Genomic DNA, 16230 nt, shown 5'->3' with positions numbered 1-16230 from the left:
GATAAAATACTTCACAAAAAACAACACATCAGATACTAATTTTTAATAGTGTATATTTATTTTTAATTTTAAAACTATTGGTATGAAAACAACATTTCTAGGATTAGGCTTATTAGTTTTCTTGTTTTCTTGTAAGAAAGAAAAAACAGACGAAGCGATGGTCAATCGCGAAATTAAGCAATATACTATTGAACAATTTATGGATAACGAAGCTATAGGTGGTGGAAGTTTTTCATCGGATAACAGTAGTTTACTTATTTCCAGTAATCGCTCTGGGATTTACAATGTGTTCACTGTTCCATCTAAAGGAGGAGAAATGACGGCGATTACAGCCTCAGATAGTACTTCGATTTTTGCAGAATCTTATTTCCCAAATGACAATAGAATCCTATTAAGTGCCGATGGGAATGGAGACGAAATAGATCATCTGTTCGTAAGGGATTTGGAAGGAAATATAAAAGATATCACCCCAGACAAAGAGGCGAAATCTACTTTTTATGGCTGGTCAGACGATGACCAATATCTGTATTTTGGCTCTAATAAGAGAAATCCGAGTTATTTTGATGTTTATAAAATGTCTATTGATGATTTTTCTTCAGAACTGATTTATCAAGATGATAGTGGACTCAATTTTTCAGGAATGTCTAGTGATGAAAATTATTTTGCACTCACCAAATCTTTAAATACAAATGATAGCGATTTATTTCTTTATGATGTAAAGACTGAAGAAATGATTAAAATCAATGAAAATCAAAGTAAGAACTCGTCTCAAGATTTCTCGAATGATAATTCTAAATTCTATTACACGACTGACGATGGTGGAGAATTCTCCTATTTAATGTCTTATAATTTGGCTACTAAAGAGAAGAAAAAAGTTCTAGAAAAATCTTGGGATATCATGGGTAGTGGTTTTACGTCCGAGGGAAAATACATGGTTGTTTATGTGAATGAGGATGGTAAAAATGCAATTCAAGTTTTAGATTCCAAAACAATGAAGGCTATTGATTTGCCAGATTTTAAAGATCAAAGTATCACAAGTGTTGGTTTTAGCGATGATGAAAAATGGATGCGTATGTATGCTGGTGGGTCTAATTCCCCTTCAGATTTATATACCTATAACATAGAAACGAAAGAACAACATAAATTAACTGATGTTCTTAACGAGGCTATAGATGTTGAAGATTTAGTAACTGCAAAAGTAATTCGTTTTAAATCTTTTGATGGTGTTGAGATTCCGGCTATCTATTACTTACCACATCAAGCGTCTGTTGAAAACAAAGTACCAGCTATGGTTTGGGTTCATGGCGGTCCTGGCGGACAATCCCGACAAGGGTTTAGTTCTCTTATTCAATATATGGTCAATCATGGGTATGCCGTTTTAGCGGTTAATAACCGTGGGAGTAGTGGTTACGGTAAAACATTTTACAAAATGGATGACCTCAACCACGGTGAGAAAGATTTACAAGATTGTGTAGAAGGTAAAAATTGGTTGGCCTCGCAAACTGAAATTGATGGCGACAAAATAGGAATCATTGGAGGTTCTTATGGTGGATACATGACCATGGCCGCATTAACTTACACTCCAGAAGAGTTTGATGTGGGCGTCAATCTTTTTGGGGTGACCAATTGGATAAGAACATTAAAGAGTATACCACCCTATTGGGAATCTATGAGAGAATCGTTATACCTAGAACTAGGAGATCCTTTTTCAGCAGACTCTATTAGATTAAAACGCATCTCTCCTTTATTTCATACCGATAAAGTCACTAAACCATTAATCGTTTTACAAGGCGCTCAGGATCCTAGAGTATTACAAGTAGAAAGTGATGAGATTGTTGCTGGTGTTAGAGAAAATGGTGTCCCCGTGGAATATGTTTTATTTGAAGATGAAGGTCATGGTTTTGTTAAAAAGGAAAATCAAATAGAATCCTATAGTAGGATTCTAAAGTTTTTAGATAACTACCTTAAAAAGGAAAACATACCCTCTGAGAATAAGACCGAAACTTCCGAAATTGAAGATGTTTAAAAAAGGGCCAATATAAAAATTCAGCTCTGTGTTCTTCAAAAAAGGTGTTTGTCTCCATGACAATAAGGCCCTTAATCATTAGAATATATGACTTCTAAACTTGAATGCTATAAGTAAGGTCTTGGTATATTTTTTGAACGAAGGTGCGCATGGGACAACCGAATGATAATAAGACACAAAAACAGGGCTTCGTAGGTATACATGGAGCACGGCAACACAATCTTAAAAATGTAACTTTAGACATTCCCCGCGATGCATTGGTAGTATTTACTGGGGTTTCAGGATCAGGTAAGTCATCGCTTGCTTTTGGCACTCTGTATGCCGAAGCTGAGCGTAGGTATCTTGAATCTGTATCGCCCTACGCCCGGCGACTTTTCCATCAAATGCCTATCCCAGAAGTCGACAAAATCGAAGGCCTACCCCCAGCTGTTGCTCTACAGCAGCAAAGAGGTTCAGGTACTACGCGATCCTCGGTTGGTTCTGTGACTACATTGTCTAACCTATTACGCATGCTATATTCCCGTGCTGGTGATTATCCAGACGGACAGCCTCTTTTATATGCTGATTCATTTTCCACCAACACACCAGAAGGAGTTTGCCCTAAATGCCATGGATTGGGTAAAATACACCAAGTCACTGAAGAGAGCATGGTTCCCGATGATTCCTTAACGATAAGAGAAAAAGCCATAGCGGCATGGCCACCAGCTTGGCAAGGGAAAAACCTTCGCGATATTTTGACCACTCTCGGCTATGACGTGGATATCCCTTGGAAAGACCTTCCTAAAAAAGAACGCGACTGGATCTTATTTACAAACGATCGCCCGCAGGTACCTGTGTATCGTGACTTAAGCAGAGACGACGTAAAACTTGCCATCAAAAGTAAAACTGAACCTAGTTATAAGGGCACGTATACGGGTGCGAAAAGACATGTTCTGCACACTTTTGCAAATACGCAAAGTACTTTGATGAAAAAACGTGTGTTGCAGTACATGATAAGCAGCGAATGCGGGTCCTGTAAGGGTAAACGTTTACGCCGCGAATCGCTTTCTGTGACTTTTGCTGGTTATGATATTGCCGACATTTCGAGATTACCTCTAGAGAAATTACTTTCTATTTTCGCTCCTTATGGTGATGGCACGGCGCCTGCTTTACTCAAATTAACCAAACAGCATCAGGAAAAAGCAATAGTAGCTCAAAGAATCGCCGAAGATCTTGTGGCGAGAGTAATTGTTTTATTGGAATTGGGCTTAGGCTATTTATCCTTGGAGCGCAGCACACCTTCTCTTTCCCCTGGGGAACATCAGCGGTTAAGACTTGCGACCCAAGTGCGTAGCAATTTGTTTGGGGTGGTGTATGTATTGGACGAGCCTTCTGCAGGATTGCACCCTGCTGACACCGAAGCCTTACTAAAAACTCTGGATAGATTAAAAGCTTCCGGTAATTCACTATTTGTCGTTGAACATGAGTTAGATGTGATTCGCCATGCCGACTGGATTGTAGATGTAGGTCCAGATGCTGGGGAAGGTGGTGGTGAAATTTTATATAGCGGACCACCATCCGGTTTAAAAAACAGTAAACGGTCCAAAACCAGAGAACATCTTTTTAATCATCTGCCTTTTAAAAAGACCATACCCCGAGAGCCTATCGGCTGGTTGAAATTAAGTGGAGTAACCAGAAATAATTTAACAGATCTTGGAGTATCCTTTCCTTTAGGAGTGCTAACGAGTGTCACTGGAGTTTCAGGCTCAGGTAAAAGCAGCTTAGTGAGTCAAGTATTAGTTGAATTAATGTCCATAAAATTAGGAAAGGGCCTTCTTAAAGAAGAAGACGAAGAGGTCTTACAAAAAGATACCGTAGAGACGCTAGGAGGAGAAATCATCGCGGGTTCAGAAGGTGTCAAACGCATGGTGGTGGTCAATCAGAAACCGATTGGGAGAACACCGCGCTCTAATCTGGCGACCTACACAGGCTTATTTGATGTTGTACGGAAATTATTTGCTTCAACAAAATTAGCAAAAGCACGCCACTATAATGCCGGTCGCTTTTCATTTAATGTGGGTAAAGGTCGGTGTCCCAATTGTGATGGTGAAGGTTTTGTGATGGTTGAACTGCTCTTTTTACCAAGTGTCTATGCGCCCTGCCCTGTTTGTGAAGGTGCGCGGTATAATCCCGAAACCTTGGAAGTTGAGTATCACGAAAAAAATATCAACCAAGTTCTTGACATGACCGTAGATAAAGCAGCCGTATTTTTTGAAAAAGAAGACCGAGTAAGTCGCCCCCTCAAGGTGTTGAAGGAAGTAGGTTTAGGTTATTTGCGTTTGGGCCAACCAGCAACTGAGCTTTCCGGTGGAGAAGCACAGCGCATTAAACTTGCTACGGAGCTCCAGCGACTAAGCCGAGGAAATACACTTTATATTTTAGACGAACCCACTACAGGCTTACACCCAACAGATGTAGAAAAATTACAACTCCAATTGGCGAGATTGGTGGATGCTGGCAATACTGTAATTGTAGTTGAACACGATATGCAGATAGTGGCTGGGAGTGATTGGGTTATCGACATAGGTCCTGGAGCAGGAAAAGAAGGCGGAAAAGTGGTCGCAGAAGGCACTCCAAACGAAGTTGCCAAAAACGAATTCAGCAAAACCGCAATTTATTTATCGAAAACATTAAACGGTCACCCATAATTCGAAAGGATAGTTTACGAACTAAGGATTTGTTCTATTCTTTCAGCACTGGAAATAGACTTTTAATAAACCATACCTTTAAAGTTACAGACATAAAACGAGCAAAAAAATGAGATAACCAACTCATTAAGCCATTACAAAGTATACACAAACCTAAACGTAACAAATCTTGGCTGAATAAAGGTTTCTGAGCTAAAGACAAAAATATTATTTGCGCTGTTCCTGACCTGAGAATCGATATCCAAAAGATTAGTTGCTTTGATTTCGTATTCCCATTTAGCATCTCTATCTTTTCTGTAAGAAAGGCTAGCATCCCAGTTTTGGAAGGACTGCGATTCACCATTACCAAGGTCTTGGTTGGTATAAGAATAATTGGTCCAGAAAGTCACCTTTTTCCAGATATAAGCATCAAAGTCTATGGAAGGAGCGTTTGTTATAAACTTGGTCTCCCGGCTTCCTTAGTTGTTGTTTGTTATGCTATAGCGGTAATTAAAACTCACATTTGGAGCCACCTTAAAGTTTGTACGAATCCCTGGGGTATAGGCTTGAGTAAAGCCTTCGTTAAGCGATTGCGAACCTTGAGTTGATAAATTGCTTGTCCTTTCCGAAGATCTGTTGAGCAGAAGGTGCAGTACAAGACTTTGTTTAGTTCAAAAATTAATAAAGAACAAATTTTTTGTATATTGAATTATTAACCATGACTACTATATGTTACCTAAAATTTGGCTTTTGAAACAATCTATAATTTAAAAAACGCATGAAAACACTTACAAAATTTACAATGGCATTAATATTAACCCTTGTATTTTCTCTATCCTATTCTCAACAGAATTATCTTCCTGGCTACATTATAAAGAAAAATAAAGACACCATTAATGGAATTATAGATTTTAGAGATTGGGATAAAACCCCAAATGAAATTAAATTTAAATCTAGTAACACAAATAATCCAATAGTATTTAATCCTTTGGATATCATTGAGTTTGGAGTAGAAGATCAAATATATTCTGGTGGAATTGTAGAAACAGAAGTGACAAAACTAAGCACCAATGAACTTAAGACCTATGAACAACTAAATATTAAAGTTGATACGACGTTTCTTCAGGTACTGATTAGGGGTGATAAAGAATTGTTTTACTATAAAAACAAAGACTCACGAGAAAATTATTACATAAAAAGAGATGGAAAGTTTGATTTATTAGTCCATAAAAAGTACCTACAAAAGCAAGGAACAACTGGTAAAAGTGTAATTATCGAAAACAATAGATATCTAGGTCAATTGACTTTATATCTTAAAGATTGCAACACTATAAGCTCTAAGCTTAAGAACACAACATATACGGAAGGGAGTTTATTCCGCCTTTTTAGACACTATAACGAATGTACTTCACTTGACATAGCTTTCCAGAAAGAACGAAAGAAATTAATTATTGAAGTGGGTGCACTCGTTGGGGCCTCTTTGACCTCGTTAAAGTTCAGTGGTTCCAGATTTCCAAAGCTTACTCGAGTAGACTATCCACAGTCTGTAAATTTTGCAGGAGGGATATTTTTAGACTTGATCTTCCCTAAATATCAACGCAAATGGTCGATAAATAGTGAGTTATTTTACTCTAGTTATAATGTTGAAAATCAGTTTAAAGAGGTTTTAAGTGGTGAGAATAATTTTAGCACAACGACTACAGAATTTGCTTATTCCTATATAAAAATCAACACTTTAGTACGTTTTAAATACCCTGTTGGTCATATGTTCATCTACGTTAATGCAGGTTTTTCTAATGGCTTCTCAATAAGTGAAACTAATTATATGAAAGAAGAATTTGTTTTTAATTCCATGGTTAGCATAGTTGAAGGAAGAGCTCTTCCTTTAACAAGAAACTATGAGCAAGGGATACTGTTTGGAACCGGACTAAAGTACAAGAGATATTCTTTCGAGATTAGAACTGAAATAGGAACTGGAATTTCTAAATACATAGAGTTAGATAGCACACCAACCAGATTTCAATTTTTGCTTGGATATAAATTCTAACATATTAAAATAGTTTTATAAAGGTTTGAATTAGCAAATTAAATAAAGAGCCACTTAGGAAATCCTTGATAAGTTGCTTTTTATTTTTTTTAGGTGAAACAAAGTTTTAATCGCTAGCTCTATTCATTACAAAGTATACACAAACCTAAACGTAATAAATCTAGGCTGAATAAAGGTTTCTGAGCTAAAAACAGAAATATTATTTGCGCTGTTCCTGACCTGAGAATCGATATCCAAAAGGTTAGTTGCTTTGATTTCGTATTCCCATTTAGCATCTCTATCTTTTCTGTAAGAAAGGCTAGCATCCCAGTTTTGGAAGGACTGCGATTCACCATTACCAAGGTCTTGGTTGGTATAAGAATAATTGGTCCGGAAAGTCACCTTTTTCCAGATATAAGCGTCGAAGTCTATGGAAGGAGCGTTTGTTATAAACTTGGTCTCCCGGCTTCCTTGATTATTGTTTGTTATGCTATAGCGGTAATTAAAACTCACATTTGGAGCCACCTTAAAGTTTGTACGAATCCCTGGGGTATAGGTTTGGGTGAAGCCTTCGTTAAGCGATTGCGAACCTTGAATAAACTGGTTGATTTTACTATAGTTAAAACTAGTGTTGATTGTTGCTCTTACCTTCCCGAAGGTTCGCTGAACTCGCCCAAAGACACTCACGTTTTCATCTGCAAAATTAGAATTGAAGAAAGTGCTGGTTCGGATAACATTCTCAAAGTTTGTTAAGCTTCGTATTTGATCGATATTACTGGAATATGCCGCTCTGGCAAACACATTGGTATAGTTGAATAGGTTGAAACTGCTGTACAATAAACTTATGTTATTGGACAAGGCATTTTGGAGTTCAGGCTCGCCAAATTGAATACTATTGAAGCTGTTCAATACTAGGCCCTCTGCCAATCTTGTCACATCCGTAAATTGATTACGCATATCGTACTTCAAAGTCAATGACTCACTTTTCTTAAACTGAATTCGAGTTTCAAAATCTGGTAATAACCTAAAGAAATTATCTTCGTAAGTCACTCCAAATTGGGTATTCTTGTTTCCATAAGCATGAACAGAAAAGCCGGGAGTAAAAGTGAATTTGCCCACTTTCACCCGATAATGGACTCCTAAATAAATATCGCTAAAATTATACTGTATATCATTAGTAGCCCGCCCATTATTAAAAGTTGGAGTGGGTGCAAATTGAGACCCATCTTCAAGAAATTGAAAGATATCAGAATTGAAGTCTTGACGACTTAAGATAGTCCCCAATGTAAAATTGATATTGCTTTTCGTATTGAGAATATTGTAGTAGTCCAATTTAGCATCCAACTGATTGGATTTGATACGCCTGTCTTGCGTCAAATTATAGGTTTGCAGTGAGGTATCCAAACCTATGGCTTCTGCTGTAGTGTCGAAGGGGTCTTCGCTATTGGGGTCATTACCTAAACGAGCATTGTAAAATGGATCTTCATCTTTTATCAAATGCTGAGCCTCCAAAGCAAAAATATTATTTTCATTAAGCGTATAGTAATAGTTTAAATTTTGATTAATGCTGTAAGGGTTAACTTCATCCACTTGGACTGTATTTCCTATGACTGAAGAAAGTATATTTTGGTCTTGAGAATCCTCAGAAACACGTGCCAAAACATCGTAATCTAATTGATTATTGAAGTTTGGTTTGTAAGAAGCGCTAAGTTTTAGTAAGCCTTGGTTAGACCGTTCTTCACTAGATTGCTCTGTTCGTTCATCGGGAATACCAAGATCTGAATTGGTATATTGGACAAAACTGTTTTCTTTGGATAGAATGCGACTGGTATTGTAAATAAGAAATCCACTCAAGTCTAGAGACTGCTTTGGTGAATAACTAAAGTTACCAGTGGCCAATTTATTTTCTATTTTCAGAGCATTGTCTTGATTGGTTAAGAAATTAAGGCTGTTATCTCCAAGATTTATACTAGTTCCACTACTACTACTTGGGGCCCTAAAACCTCCACCAAAACCTCTAATATCTCTTCGCGTTAGGGCAGCTTCACCCGTATTATTTATGTCTCCTATAAAATTAAGGCTGTACTTAGGACTGTAATAGAATAATTTGGGCTGAACCAAATACAACTCATCCTCAGGAGATGTTCCTACTGCTGCAGTTACATTACCAAACCAAAAGCTTTCCTTTCCTTCTTTCAGTTTGATATTCATCGCCACATTATCTTGGTTATTTCTCACCCCACTGAGCTGGCCCACTTCAGAATAATTTCTCAAGACTTGGATCTTATCGACAGCTTTCGAAGGAATGTTTTTTATAGCTAATTTGGTATCCCCATCAAAAAAATCTTTGCCATTTACCATGAGCTTATTCACCACTTTCCCTTCTACTTCAATCTGGCCGTTTTCATTAATCTCAACCCCTGGTAAATTTTCGAGGATATCTTCCAGCTTTCGTTCGGTACCATCGCTAAAAGAGTCCGCATTGTAAATAAGAGTATCTCCTCTAATGGTCACTGGCATTTCGTAACTGATCTCGACTTCATCTAGAGATTTATCAGTTTGAAGGGTGTACACTTTTGTAATATCATTTTCATCAGTGGTCAAAACCTCTTCAAAAGTCTTCAAACCAATGTAACTCACTTGTATTTTATAGCTGCCATTTTTACCTAGCTGTAATTTAAAATTACCATTAGCATCCGTAATACCATAGGACTCCAAACCACTCGTTGCTTGATTTATAGCTACTACATTGGCCAACTCCAAAGGATTTTGTAAGCTATCTTTAACGACACCTTGTAATTTAACTTGGGCAAAAATGCAGGTGGTTGCTAGAAGTAATGCAACACAAAATATTTTATTCATAAATTTATGTGAGGTGTAAGTTGAGTTCTATTTATCGATTTAATTTGGATCAACCTCGTCGTCGACCTCTATTGTTTCTCATCTCAAGCATTTTCTCTTGAATGGTTGCTTGATAATCATTTTTCGTGATCTCTTTACCTTTATCTGGAGCTTTAATCTCTATCCCCTCTTCTGGATTTATGACTATTTTAGAACACAGCATAACTGTATTTCCTGCACTTACCTCTAGAATAAGACCCGGAAGTCCCCAGTATTCTCCAGGACCGTGGCTTACAGGAATTTGAAGTGTATACCAAGCTTCTACCTCAGTTGTTTTTATCTCTAAATCTTCCATTTTAACAGCCGTTGAGTCAGTTTTAGCCTCAGTGTTCGTTTCTCTTAAGTCGCCCCAAGAAAAATTATACCACTCCAATTCATCGGTTGGTACGGAAGCCGTTGCTTTAAAGCACATATATTGGCCTATCGATTTAGACTCAGTCCCCATCTTCCATTCAATAGCGGCTAGCTTATCTTTCACTAAAAATTTCTTGCCATAAAATTCTTGACTTTGGACTAGGGTCTTTTGTTTTACATCTTTAAATTGCTCACCTCTTGAAAAATTATCACCCCAAGAATCTGTAGCTCCAGAAATCGCATCTATTTTCTCGTCTTCGTTAAACACAGACTTCTCCTTATTGAAATTTAAAATATAAGTCTTTTGCAATCTATTCTTTAAACGAGCTTGGATTTGCTTTTTTTGAGCTTCGCTCATTCTAGCTCCAAAACTTCCTAGCTCCATCTTAGCCTTAGAAAAATAAACCGCTTGCCCTTGAAACTCTTGAGCATTTAAAGTAGGCGAAAATGACAATAATGCAATGAAGACTAGACTACTAAATTTTAAGAAAATTGATTTCATGATGCGTTTTTAAAATAAAATGTTAAACGAATGTAGAATAATGCAAAACGCGTCACCCTATTTTGTAAAAATATTAACAAGCTAAGCGTCAGCTTTTGTGCTGATAGCTTTTTAGTTTAATTAAGCTTCTGTATATTTTGAAATATTAAAATATTAAAGATGAAAATAAAAACACTAAGCCTTTCTTTTATTATTCTACTTCTGTCTTGTAAAGATGTGCAGGAAAGGGATAATAAGATGAATGAAAAAGCTAATTCTGATGCTATCACAGAAGTTGCAAGCTTTAAAGGCCAACAAGTCACTGGAGTCACTGCAACTGATAAAGGACGCCTTTTTGTGAATTTTCCAAGATGGAGAAAAGGGGTCAACAATTCAGTAGTGGAAATAATTCCTAATTCTGACCCTCAAAGCTATCCTAATGACTCTTGGAATTCTTGGGAAATTGGCGAGCCTATTACAGAAAACAAATTTATTGGAGTTCAATCTGTGTTGGCTTTTGAGGACAAGTTATATGTTTTGGATACCAGAAGTCAATTGTTTCAGGACGTAATGGATGCTCCGCGTATTTTCGTTTTTGATTTAGCCACAGCTACTTTGTTTGAAACTTATATATTAGAAGAGACTAGCTATTATAAAGATTCTTATATCAATGATCTTAGAGTAGATAAGAAGAATGATAGAATCTACATAACGGATTCTGGCCATCCTGGATTGGTCATAGTAGATATTGATTCAGGGAAAACCAGAAGAGTACTGAACGAACATAGCTCTACCACCGCAGAACAATCCTTTCTAACTTTTGGTGAAAAGAAATGGGAGAACACCATTCATTCCGATGGCATTGCGTTAAATACTGAAAGTGAACGCCTATTTTATCATGCCTTAACTGGGTATAGCTTGTATTCTGTAAGCACGGATGTGTTAAAAGTCGATGACAAGAAACCAATCGAAGAACAGGTTACCTTTGAAACTAAAACAGCCGCTCCCGATGGGATGATTTTCGATAGCGAAGGAAACCTCTATTTTGCAGACTTAGAACACGATAAAATTCAATATAGAACACCAGAAGGCAAAATTCATACCCTTGCAGAAGGGGAACAGATACGTTGGGCGGATACCTTTAGTATTTATGAGGGCTATCTTTATTTCACAAATTCCAGAATTAACGAAGTGGGTGCTGATATCTCATCGATGACCTTTAGCCTTAATAAAATAAAACTTCCTTCTTCACAAGAAGCTCATTAAATATAAAATGAATGTGTCATATCATAAAATAATTGAAAAAATTATGATTAAACACAACCTATCCACATATAATGTGTCTTCTTAATGAACCAAATAGTTATGAAAATTAAATTTTTAGCTTTAATTACTGTCATAATTTTATGCTCATGTAGCAACGATCAGGATACTATCACTCAAGCTACATTGGAAGGAGATTGGAAGCTGATTCAAATGATGGGAATGGTTCCAAATTCAGAAACAACAGGCTCAGATATGGAAAGGCAAGAATCCTATCGTTTTTTTTGAAGATGGCAACTTTTTAAAAACCAGAGAAACTGATGTGAGCTTTGAAGAGCTTTCAGGAACTTACAGTTTCAATGAAGACCAGAGACGTTTAGAACTTACCTACGGAGAATAAAGATAGATCATAGGCTCTTGCCAATCTGATTTAAAAGAAAATCTGTTTTTTAGCTCAAATGAAGTCTTATCAAGTACATGGATCCAATGTGATGGTCCAAGTCTAGATTATAAGAAAATCTAACACTGACATACTGAAATTTACCTCATAGAATTTATACGTGATGCTTTATATAAAAAAACCGTCTCCACTCTGGAGACGGTTTTAAAGGCTGAACTTCAAAATAACTATACTCTTTTACTTAGTATAGGAAATTCAGGGCAGTCACGTCGTTAGAATTAAACTCTCCATCTTCATTATTGCTAAAACAGGCTAACATGATAGACGTTGGATCAAATCCTGATGGAGTTCCTGGAATGTAGTTTGCACCTACACCAGCGGTTCCTTCATTGGTATTTTGTCCACAACTCTGGCGACTAAAGAAATCGGTATGTCTAAAACCTACAGAATGTCCAATTTCATGAGTGATCACGTGCTCAATAACGTTGGTATTGTAATTACTCAACCCGTAAATCTGAACAAATTTGTTGGGGTTTCCGTTACTGGGAAAACCTGCTGAACCTCCAGCACCACTAGGGTTGTTTACAGTATTGTTATAGACTACCATATCTTTATTTTGATAGTTGGTTCCAAAAGTAAGATTGAAATTGATATTCAAATTCAGTCGGTTGTAATTTGCAATAGCCCAACTCAAAGCTGTTCTCTCTTTAGTAGTTAAGGCTTGACTTCCACCCGTATAACCAATCACAGTTATAGTTTGAGGACTGACTAAGGCGTTGGTACTATATTGTTTATTATGGGTATCCTCATAACCCTGGAAATCTAGTCCGCTAAGTTCCTCTAGGGACATCACGATATCTCCTTCAACTCGAATCACCTCGCGCTTCTCACCACCGGGAAGAACCATTTCTTCACGTTGAGCTCCCAATGCACTCAAATGGTTTTTAGAAATTAAGTCTAAGGTAGATTGATCTAAATTGGTAGGAGTCTCTGATGTATTGACTCCTAAAATAATTCTATCAGAGTTATCAATTTGGTTGGTATCCAAAACCTCTTCGCTTGTAACTTTGTCAGCTTCACATGATCCCAAAAGTAATCCGAAGACCGCTGGGACGATAAATAATCTTTGTAGTTTCATAATTTTTAATTTAATTAAGTTAAAAATAATTGCGCAATTATTCATTTATATTGCTCTAAAATACTTTTTAATGTTGTTATGAGTTAATTAATTGTAAAATTTTTAGTTTTATTTAACAAACGCACGCTAATTAAAGTCACGCTTTATTTTGGAAAATTAAAATATTCATTTGAATTATCTAAAAAACACTTATAAAACTCATCCTTCCGTCTTTATTTCTAATCTTCTGCACTTTAATTGATACTTATTCGCAGATTACAGCAGCATTTTACACCAATAGTTCAGGCTCAAAATTTGCTGTTGATTATCATATCAATAAGAGGTTTTGGACAGGTCTTAGAATTTATTCAGATACTTCTGTTGATAATTTCAACCCTGAGATCGTCAACGATCATAATATAGTGACAAAGTCAAGTTATGATTTTTACTTAAGTGCTGATGCCATTTTAAATAACATCAATGGCGGTATTATTTCCGTTGGTATTGGCATTAAACCTTTTGAAAATATAAAAGATCTATCTTTTAACATCGAGTTTAATCTCATTTATGAATTTGATCTCAATGACTTATTTGTCAGGGGATTTTTAGGAATGCATTATAAACTAAATTAATTTTAGTTTGAAAAAACTAAAGACTACTTCATCACTTATAAAAAAGAAATCTATAGCTCTATTTAATTCCATAATTCAACAGAAAGCTTAACTACAAATTTTTACATTAACTTCCCCACTAATAACATCTTATAAAACTTGTTTAAAATTAAAATACATTATGATTAACCCACTATTTTAGATACCTATTAATTTAAGCTGATACAACATTTATAAACCTTACTCCTATGGCATTTTTAAAAATAAAACACGTGTTGGTCCTGCTTCTCATTGTAGGCTATTCTTGTGACAAAGCTCCAGAAAAAGAAAAAACTCCAAACGAAGACCTTAACGCTTGGTTTGAAGAGAAATACGAAGAGTCTCTCCAAAAAAGCCCCTTAAAGCTAACGTCTCTTGGGATAAAGGATAAATATGATCAAATTGATGATTTAAGCCTTGATGCTCAAATCGAAAATGCAACGTGGATGCAGGAGAGTGTTGACGAACTCGAGAAAAATTTCGAGTATCAATCTCTTAATAAGCAAGACCAAATGTCCTATGATATCTGGCTTTACCAGAATGAGCTTCTTCAAGAAGGCCTAGAGTATCAAGATTTAGAGTACGTCTTCGACCAAATGACAGGAATACATACGCGACTTCCTAGTATGCTTATCAACTTTCATAAAGTAGATAGCTTAGAAGATATGCAAGCTTATGTTAATAGGATTCAAGGAACAGCAAGAGCGATCAATCAACTGGTCGATAGAGTAAAATCTCAAGCTTCCAAAGATATTCTTCCGCCTAGATTTGCTCTAGAGACAGTCTTAAAGCAAAGCAGAGCTATTGTTACCGGACAACCTTTTCAAGACTCAGAAGTTAACTCCCCTTTATATGAGGATATGCTGAGAAAAACCGATAGTCTTTTAGCTCAAAATAAAATAGATGATCAACACGCTAAGGAGCTAAGAACAGCTTCAAGAGAAATGCTGCTTAAAGTATTTCAACCTGCATATAACAATCTCATCGCTTGGACAGAAAACGAAATCCCAAATGCTTTAGAAACCCCTACAGGAGTGAGTCGGCATCCAAACGGAAAAGCTTTTTATGACTATACACTTAAAACGTCTACCACAACTTTACTTACAGCAGATGAAATCCATAACACAGGCCTGAAGGAGGTAGAGAGAATCCAAAAGGAAATGCTAAGCATTAAAAATGAAGTTGGTTTTGAAGGTGACTTACAAGAGTTCTTTAAATTTATTGACGAGGATGAGCAGTTTTATTTCCCAAACACAGACGAAGGCCGTCAAGACTATCTTAATGAGGCGAAACAATATATCGATGAACTCACCAAAAAGCTACCAGACTATTTTGGCATTTTACCAAAAGCTAGTTTACAAGTAAAACGCGTGGAAGCCTTTAGAGAGCAAGATGGTGCACCACAACATTACAACGCGGGAACACCAGACGGCTCCAGACCTGGCACTTATTATGTTCACCTTTCGGACATGTCGTCTATGCCTAAAACCACTATGGAAGGAGTAGCCTATCATGAAGGCAATCCAGGACACCATATGCAAATTTCTATAGCACAAGAGCTAGAAACCGTTCCAACCTTTAGAACACAACTAGGCTACAATGCTTACGTAGAAGGCTGGGCTTTATATTCTGAAAAACTTGCTAAAGAGATGGGAGGATATGAAAACCCGTATTACGATTTTGGACGACTAGTCAATGAAATTTGGAGAGCGATAAGGTTGGTAGTGGATACAGGCCTGCATTCCAAAGGTTGGAAAGAAGCCGAGGCCATTCAATATTTTAAAGATAATTCTTCCATCTCAGAAAATGCTATAAAAGCAGAGGTCCAACGTTATATGGTCATGCCAGGGCAAGCTACAGGCTATAAAATCGGCATGCTAAAAATTCAAGAGTTAAGACAACGTGCAGAAACTCAACTTGGCGATCAATTCGATATCCGCAAATTCCATGATATCATCTTAGGAAGTGGGGCTTTACCCCTAGACCTTTTAGAACGACAAGTGGACTCTTGGATTGAAGTGGCTAAACAAGCAGCATAGTTGAACAGAGATTCTATCAATACTTAAATTTTAGAATAGATTTAAAATTAATTACAACATGCTGAATTGAAGAACAGTGGTTCTTATATTATGGGATACAACGCCTCTCCAGACACTCCTATTATAAGTGGAATCAGCATCCAGATGAGTATCGATATGAAAGATGACAAAAAGGCGAAAACACCATTTGAAAAACTTTCTCAAGGTAGGAAAATCTATACCGACTTTCAAAGAACCAGTCGTGGGGCTTATTACGGTAGAGTTTCCGATCAATATGGTATCCATTAAATGATGGATTCTAAATAAA

The 16230-nt window shown here is 36.7% G+C and carries 12 protein-coding genes; 8 read left to right on the top strand and 4 right to left on the bottom strand.

Translation table 11 applies throughout. The annotated features are described in order from the left end of the window. The first annotated feature begins 82 nt into the window (after positions 1–82). Entirely contained in the window at positions 83–2026 is a 1944-nt protein-coding gene (locus CXF67_RS16940) for a S9 family peptidase (RefSeq protein ID WP_102089826.1), read from the top strand. A 149-nt stretch (positions 2027–2175) separates the two neighbouring features. Then, complete coding sequence (gene uvrA, locus CXF67_RS16935) at positions 2176–4713, top strand: excinuclease ABC subunit UvrA (RefSeq protein WP_102089825.1); 2538 nt, start codon at positions 2176–2178, stop codon at positions 4711–4713. Positions 4714–4847: 134 nt separating this feature from the next. Here uvrA and CXF67_RS19010 read toward each other — a convergent pair whose 3' ends face one another. Next, positions 4848–5102 carry a hypothetical protein gene (locus CXF67_RS19010; RefSeq protein ID WP_257984738.1) on the bottom strand — a complete coding sequence of 85 codons (255 nt, stop codon included), beginning with the start codon at positions 5100–5102 and terminating at the stop codon, positions 4848–4850. A 368-nt stretch (positions 5103–5470) separates the two neighbouring features. Between CXF67_RS19010 and CXF67_RS16925 the strand changes: the two genes are divergently transcribed. Further along, positions 5471–6739, top strand: a complete 1269-nt coding sequence (locus tag CXF67_RS16925; RefSeq protein ID WP_102089824.1) for a porin family protein — start codon at positions 5471–5473, stop codon at positions 6737–6739. A 126-nt stretch (positions 6740–6865) separates the two neighbouring features. Here the strand turns inward: CXF67_RS16925 and CXF67_RS16920 are convergent, their stop codons facing one another. Then, positions 6866–9580, bottom strand: a complete 2715-nt coding sequence (locus CXF67_RS16920; RefSeq protein WP_102089823.1) for a carboxypeptidase-like regulatory domain-containing protein — start codon at positions 9578–9580, stop codon at positions 6866–6868. 49 nt (positions 9581–9629) lie between these two features. Next, positions 9630–10475 (bottom strand): GLPGLI family protein, encoded by an 846-nt coding sequence (locus tag CXF67_RS16915; protein WP_102089822.1) that lies wholly within the window; start codon positions 10473–10475, stop codon positions 9630–9632. A gap of 159 nt (positions 10476–10634) precedes the next feature. On the opposite strand from CXF67_RS16915, the gene CXF67_RS16910 reads away from it, so the two are divergent. After that, positions 10635–11720, top strand: coding sequence for an L-dopachrome tautomerase-related protein (locus CXF67_RS16910; protein WP_102089821.1), 1086 nt, complete (start codon positions 10635–10637; stop codon positions 11718–11720). Positions 11721–11819: 99 nt separating this feature from the next. Next, positions 11820–12005 (top strand): hypothetical protein, encoded by a 186-nt coding sequence (locus tag CXF67_RS16905; protein WP_145990497.1) that lies wholly within the window; start codon positions 11820–11822, stop codon positions 12003–12005. A 353-nt stretch (positions 12006–12358) separates the two neighbouring features. Here the strand turns inward: CXF67_RS16905 and CXF67_RS16900 are convergent, their stop codons facing one another. Then, entirely contained in the window at positions 12359–13255 is an 897-nt protein-coding gene (locus CXF67_RS16900; protein ID WP_102089819.1) for a zinc-dependent metalloprotease, read from the bottom strand. 401 nt (positions 13256–13656) lie between these two features. Between CXF67_RS16900 and CXF67_RS19005 the strand changes: the two genes are divergently transcribed. The 3 genes from CXF67_RS19005 (at position 13657) to CXF67_RS16885 (ending at position 16211) form a co-directional block, all read left to right on the top strand. Further along, positions 13657–13866 carry a hypothetical protein gene (locus tag CXF67_RS19005; RefSeq protein WP_257984737.1) on the top strand — a complete coding sequence of 70 codons (210 nt, stop codon included), beginning with the start codon at positions 13657–13659 and terminating at the stop codon, positions 13864–13866. 227 nt (positions 13867–14093) lie between these two features. Beyond that, positions 14094–15923 (top strand): DUF885 domain-containing protein, encoded by a 1830-nt coding sequence (locus tag CXF67_RS16890; protein ID WP_102089817.1) that lies wholly within the window; start codon positions 14094–14096, stop codon positions 15921–15923. Between the two features lie 66 nt (positions 15924–15989). After that, complete coding sequence (locus CXF67_RS16885; RefSeq protein WP_145990496.1) at positions 15990–16211, top strand: VOC family protein; 222 nt, start codon at positions 15990–15992, stop codon at positions 16209–16211. Positions 16212–16230: the final 19 nt, after the last annotated feature.

This window comes from Psychroflexus sp. MES1-P1E (genome assembly GCF_002836055.1).
Taxonomy (GTDB): Bacteria; Bacteroidota; Bacteroidia; order Flavobacteriales; family Flavobacteriaceae; genus Psychroflexus.
This window is presented reverse-complemented; position numbering and strand designations above follow the sequence as displayed.

Bases quoted from the DNA above. Each gene is read 5' to 3' on its own strand.
- CXF67_RS16940 (WP_102089826.1), top strand. From the start codon at position 83: ATGAAAACAACATTTCTAGGATTAGGCTTATTAGTTTTCTTGTTTTCT.
- uvrA (WP_102089825.1), top strand. From the start codon at position 2,176: ATGGGACAACCGAATGATAATAAGACACAAAAACAGGGCTTCGTAGGT.
- CXF67_RS16925 (WP_102089824.1), top strand. From the start codon at position 5,471: ATGAAAACACTTACAAAATTTACAATGGCATTAATATTAACCCTTGTA.
- CXF67_RS16920 (WP_102089823.1), bottom strand. From the start codon at position 9,580: ATGAATAAAATATTTTGTGTTGCATTACTTCTAGCAACCACCTGCATT.
- CXF67_RS16915 (WP_102089822.1), bottom strand. From the start codon at position 10,475: ATGAAATCAATTTTCTTAAAATTTAGTAGTCTAGTCTTCATTGCATTA.
- CXF67_RS16910 (WP_102089821.1), top strand. From the start codon at position 10,635: ATGAAAATAAAAACACTAAGCCTTTCTTTTATTATTCTACTTCTGTCT.
- CXF67_RS16905 (WP_145990497.1), top strand. From the start codon at position 11,820: ATGAAAATTAAATTTTTAGCTTTAATTACTGTCATAATTTTATGCTCA.
- CXF67_RS16900 (WP_102089819.1), bottom strand. From the start codon at position 13,255: ATGAAACTACAAAGATTATTTATCGTCCCAGCGGTCTTCGGATTACTT.
- CXF67_RS16890 (WP_102089817.1), top strand. From the start codon at position 14,094: ATGGCATTTTTAAAAATAAAACACGTGTTGGTCCTGCTTCTCATTGTA.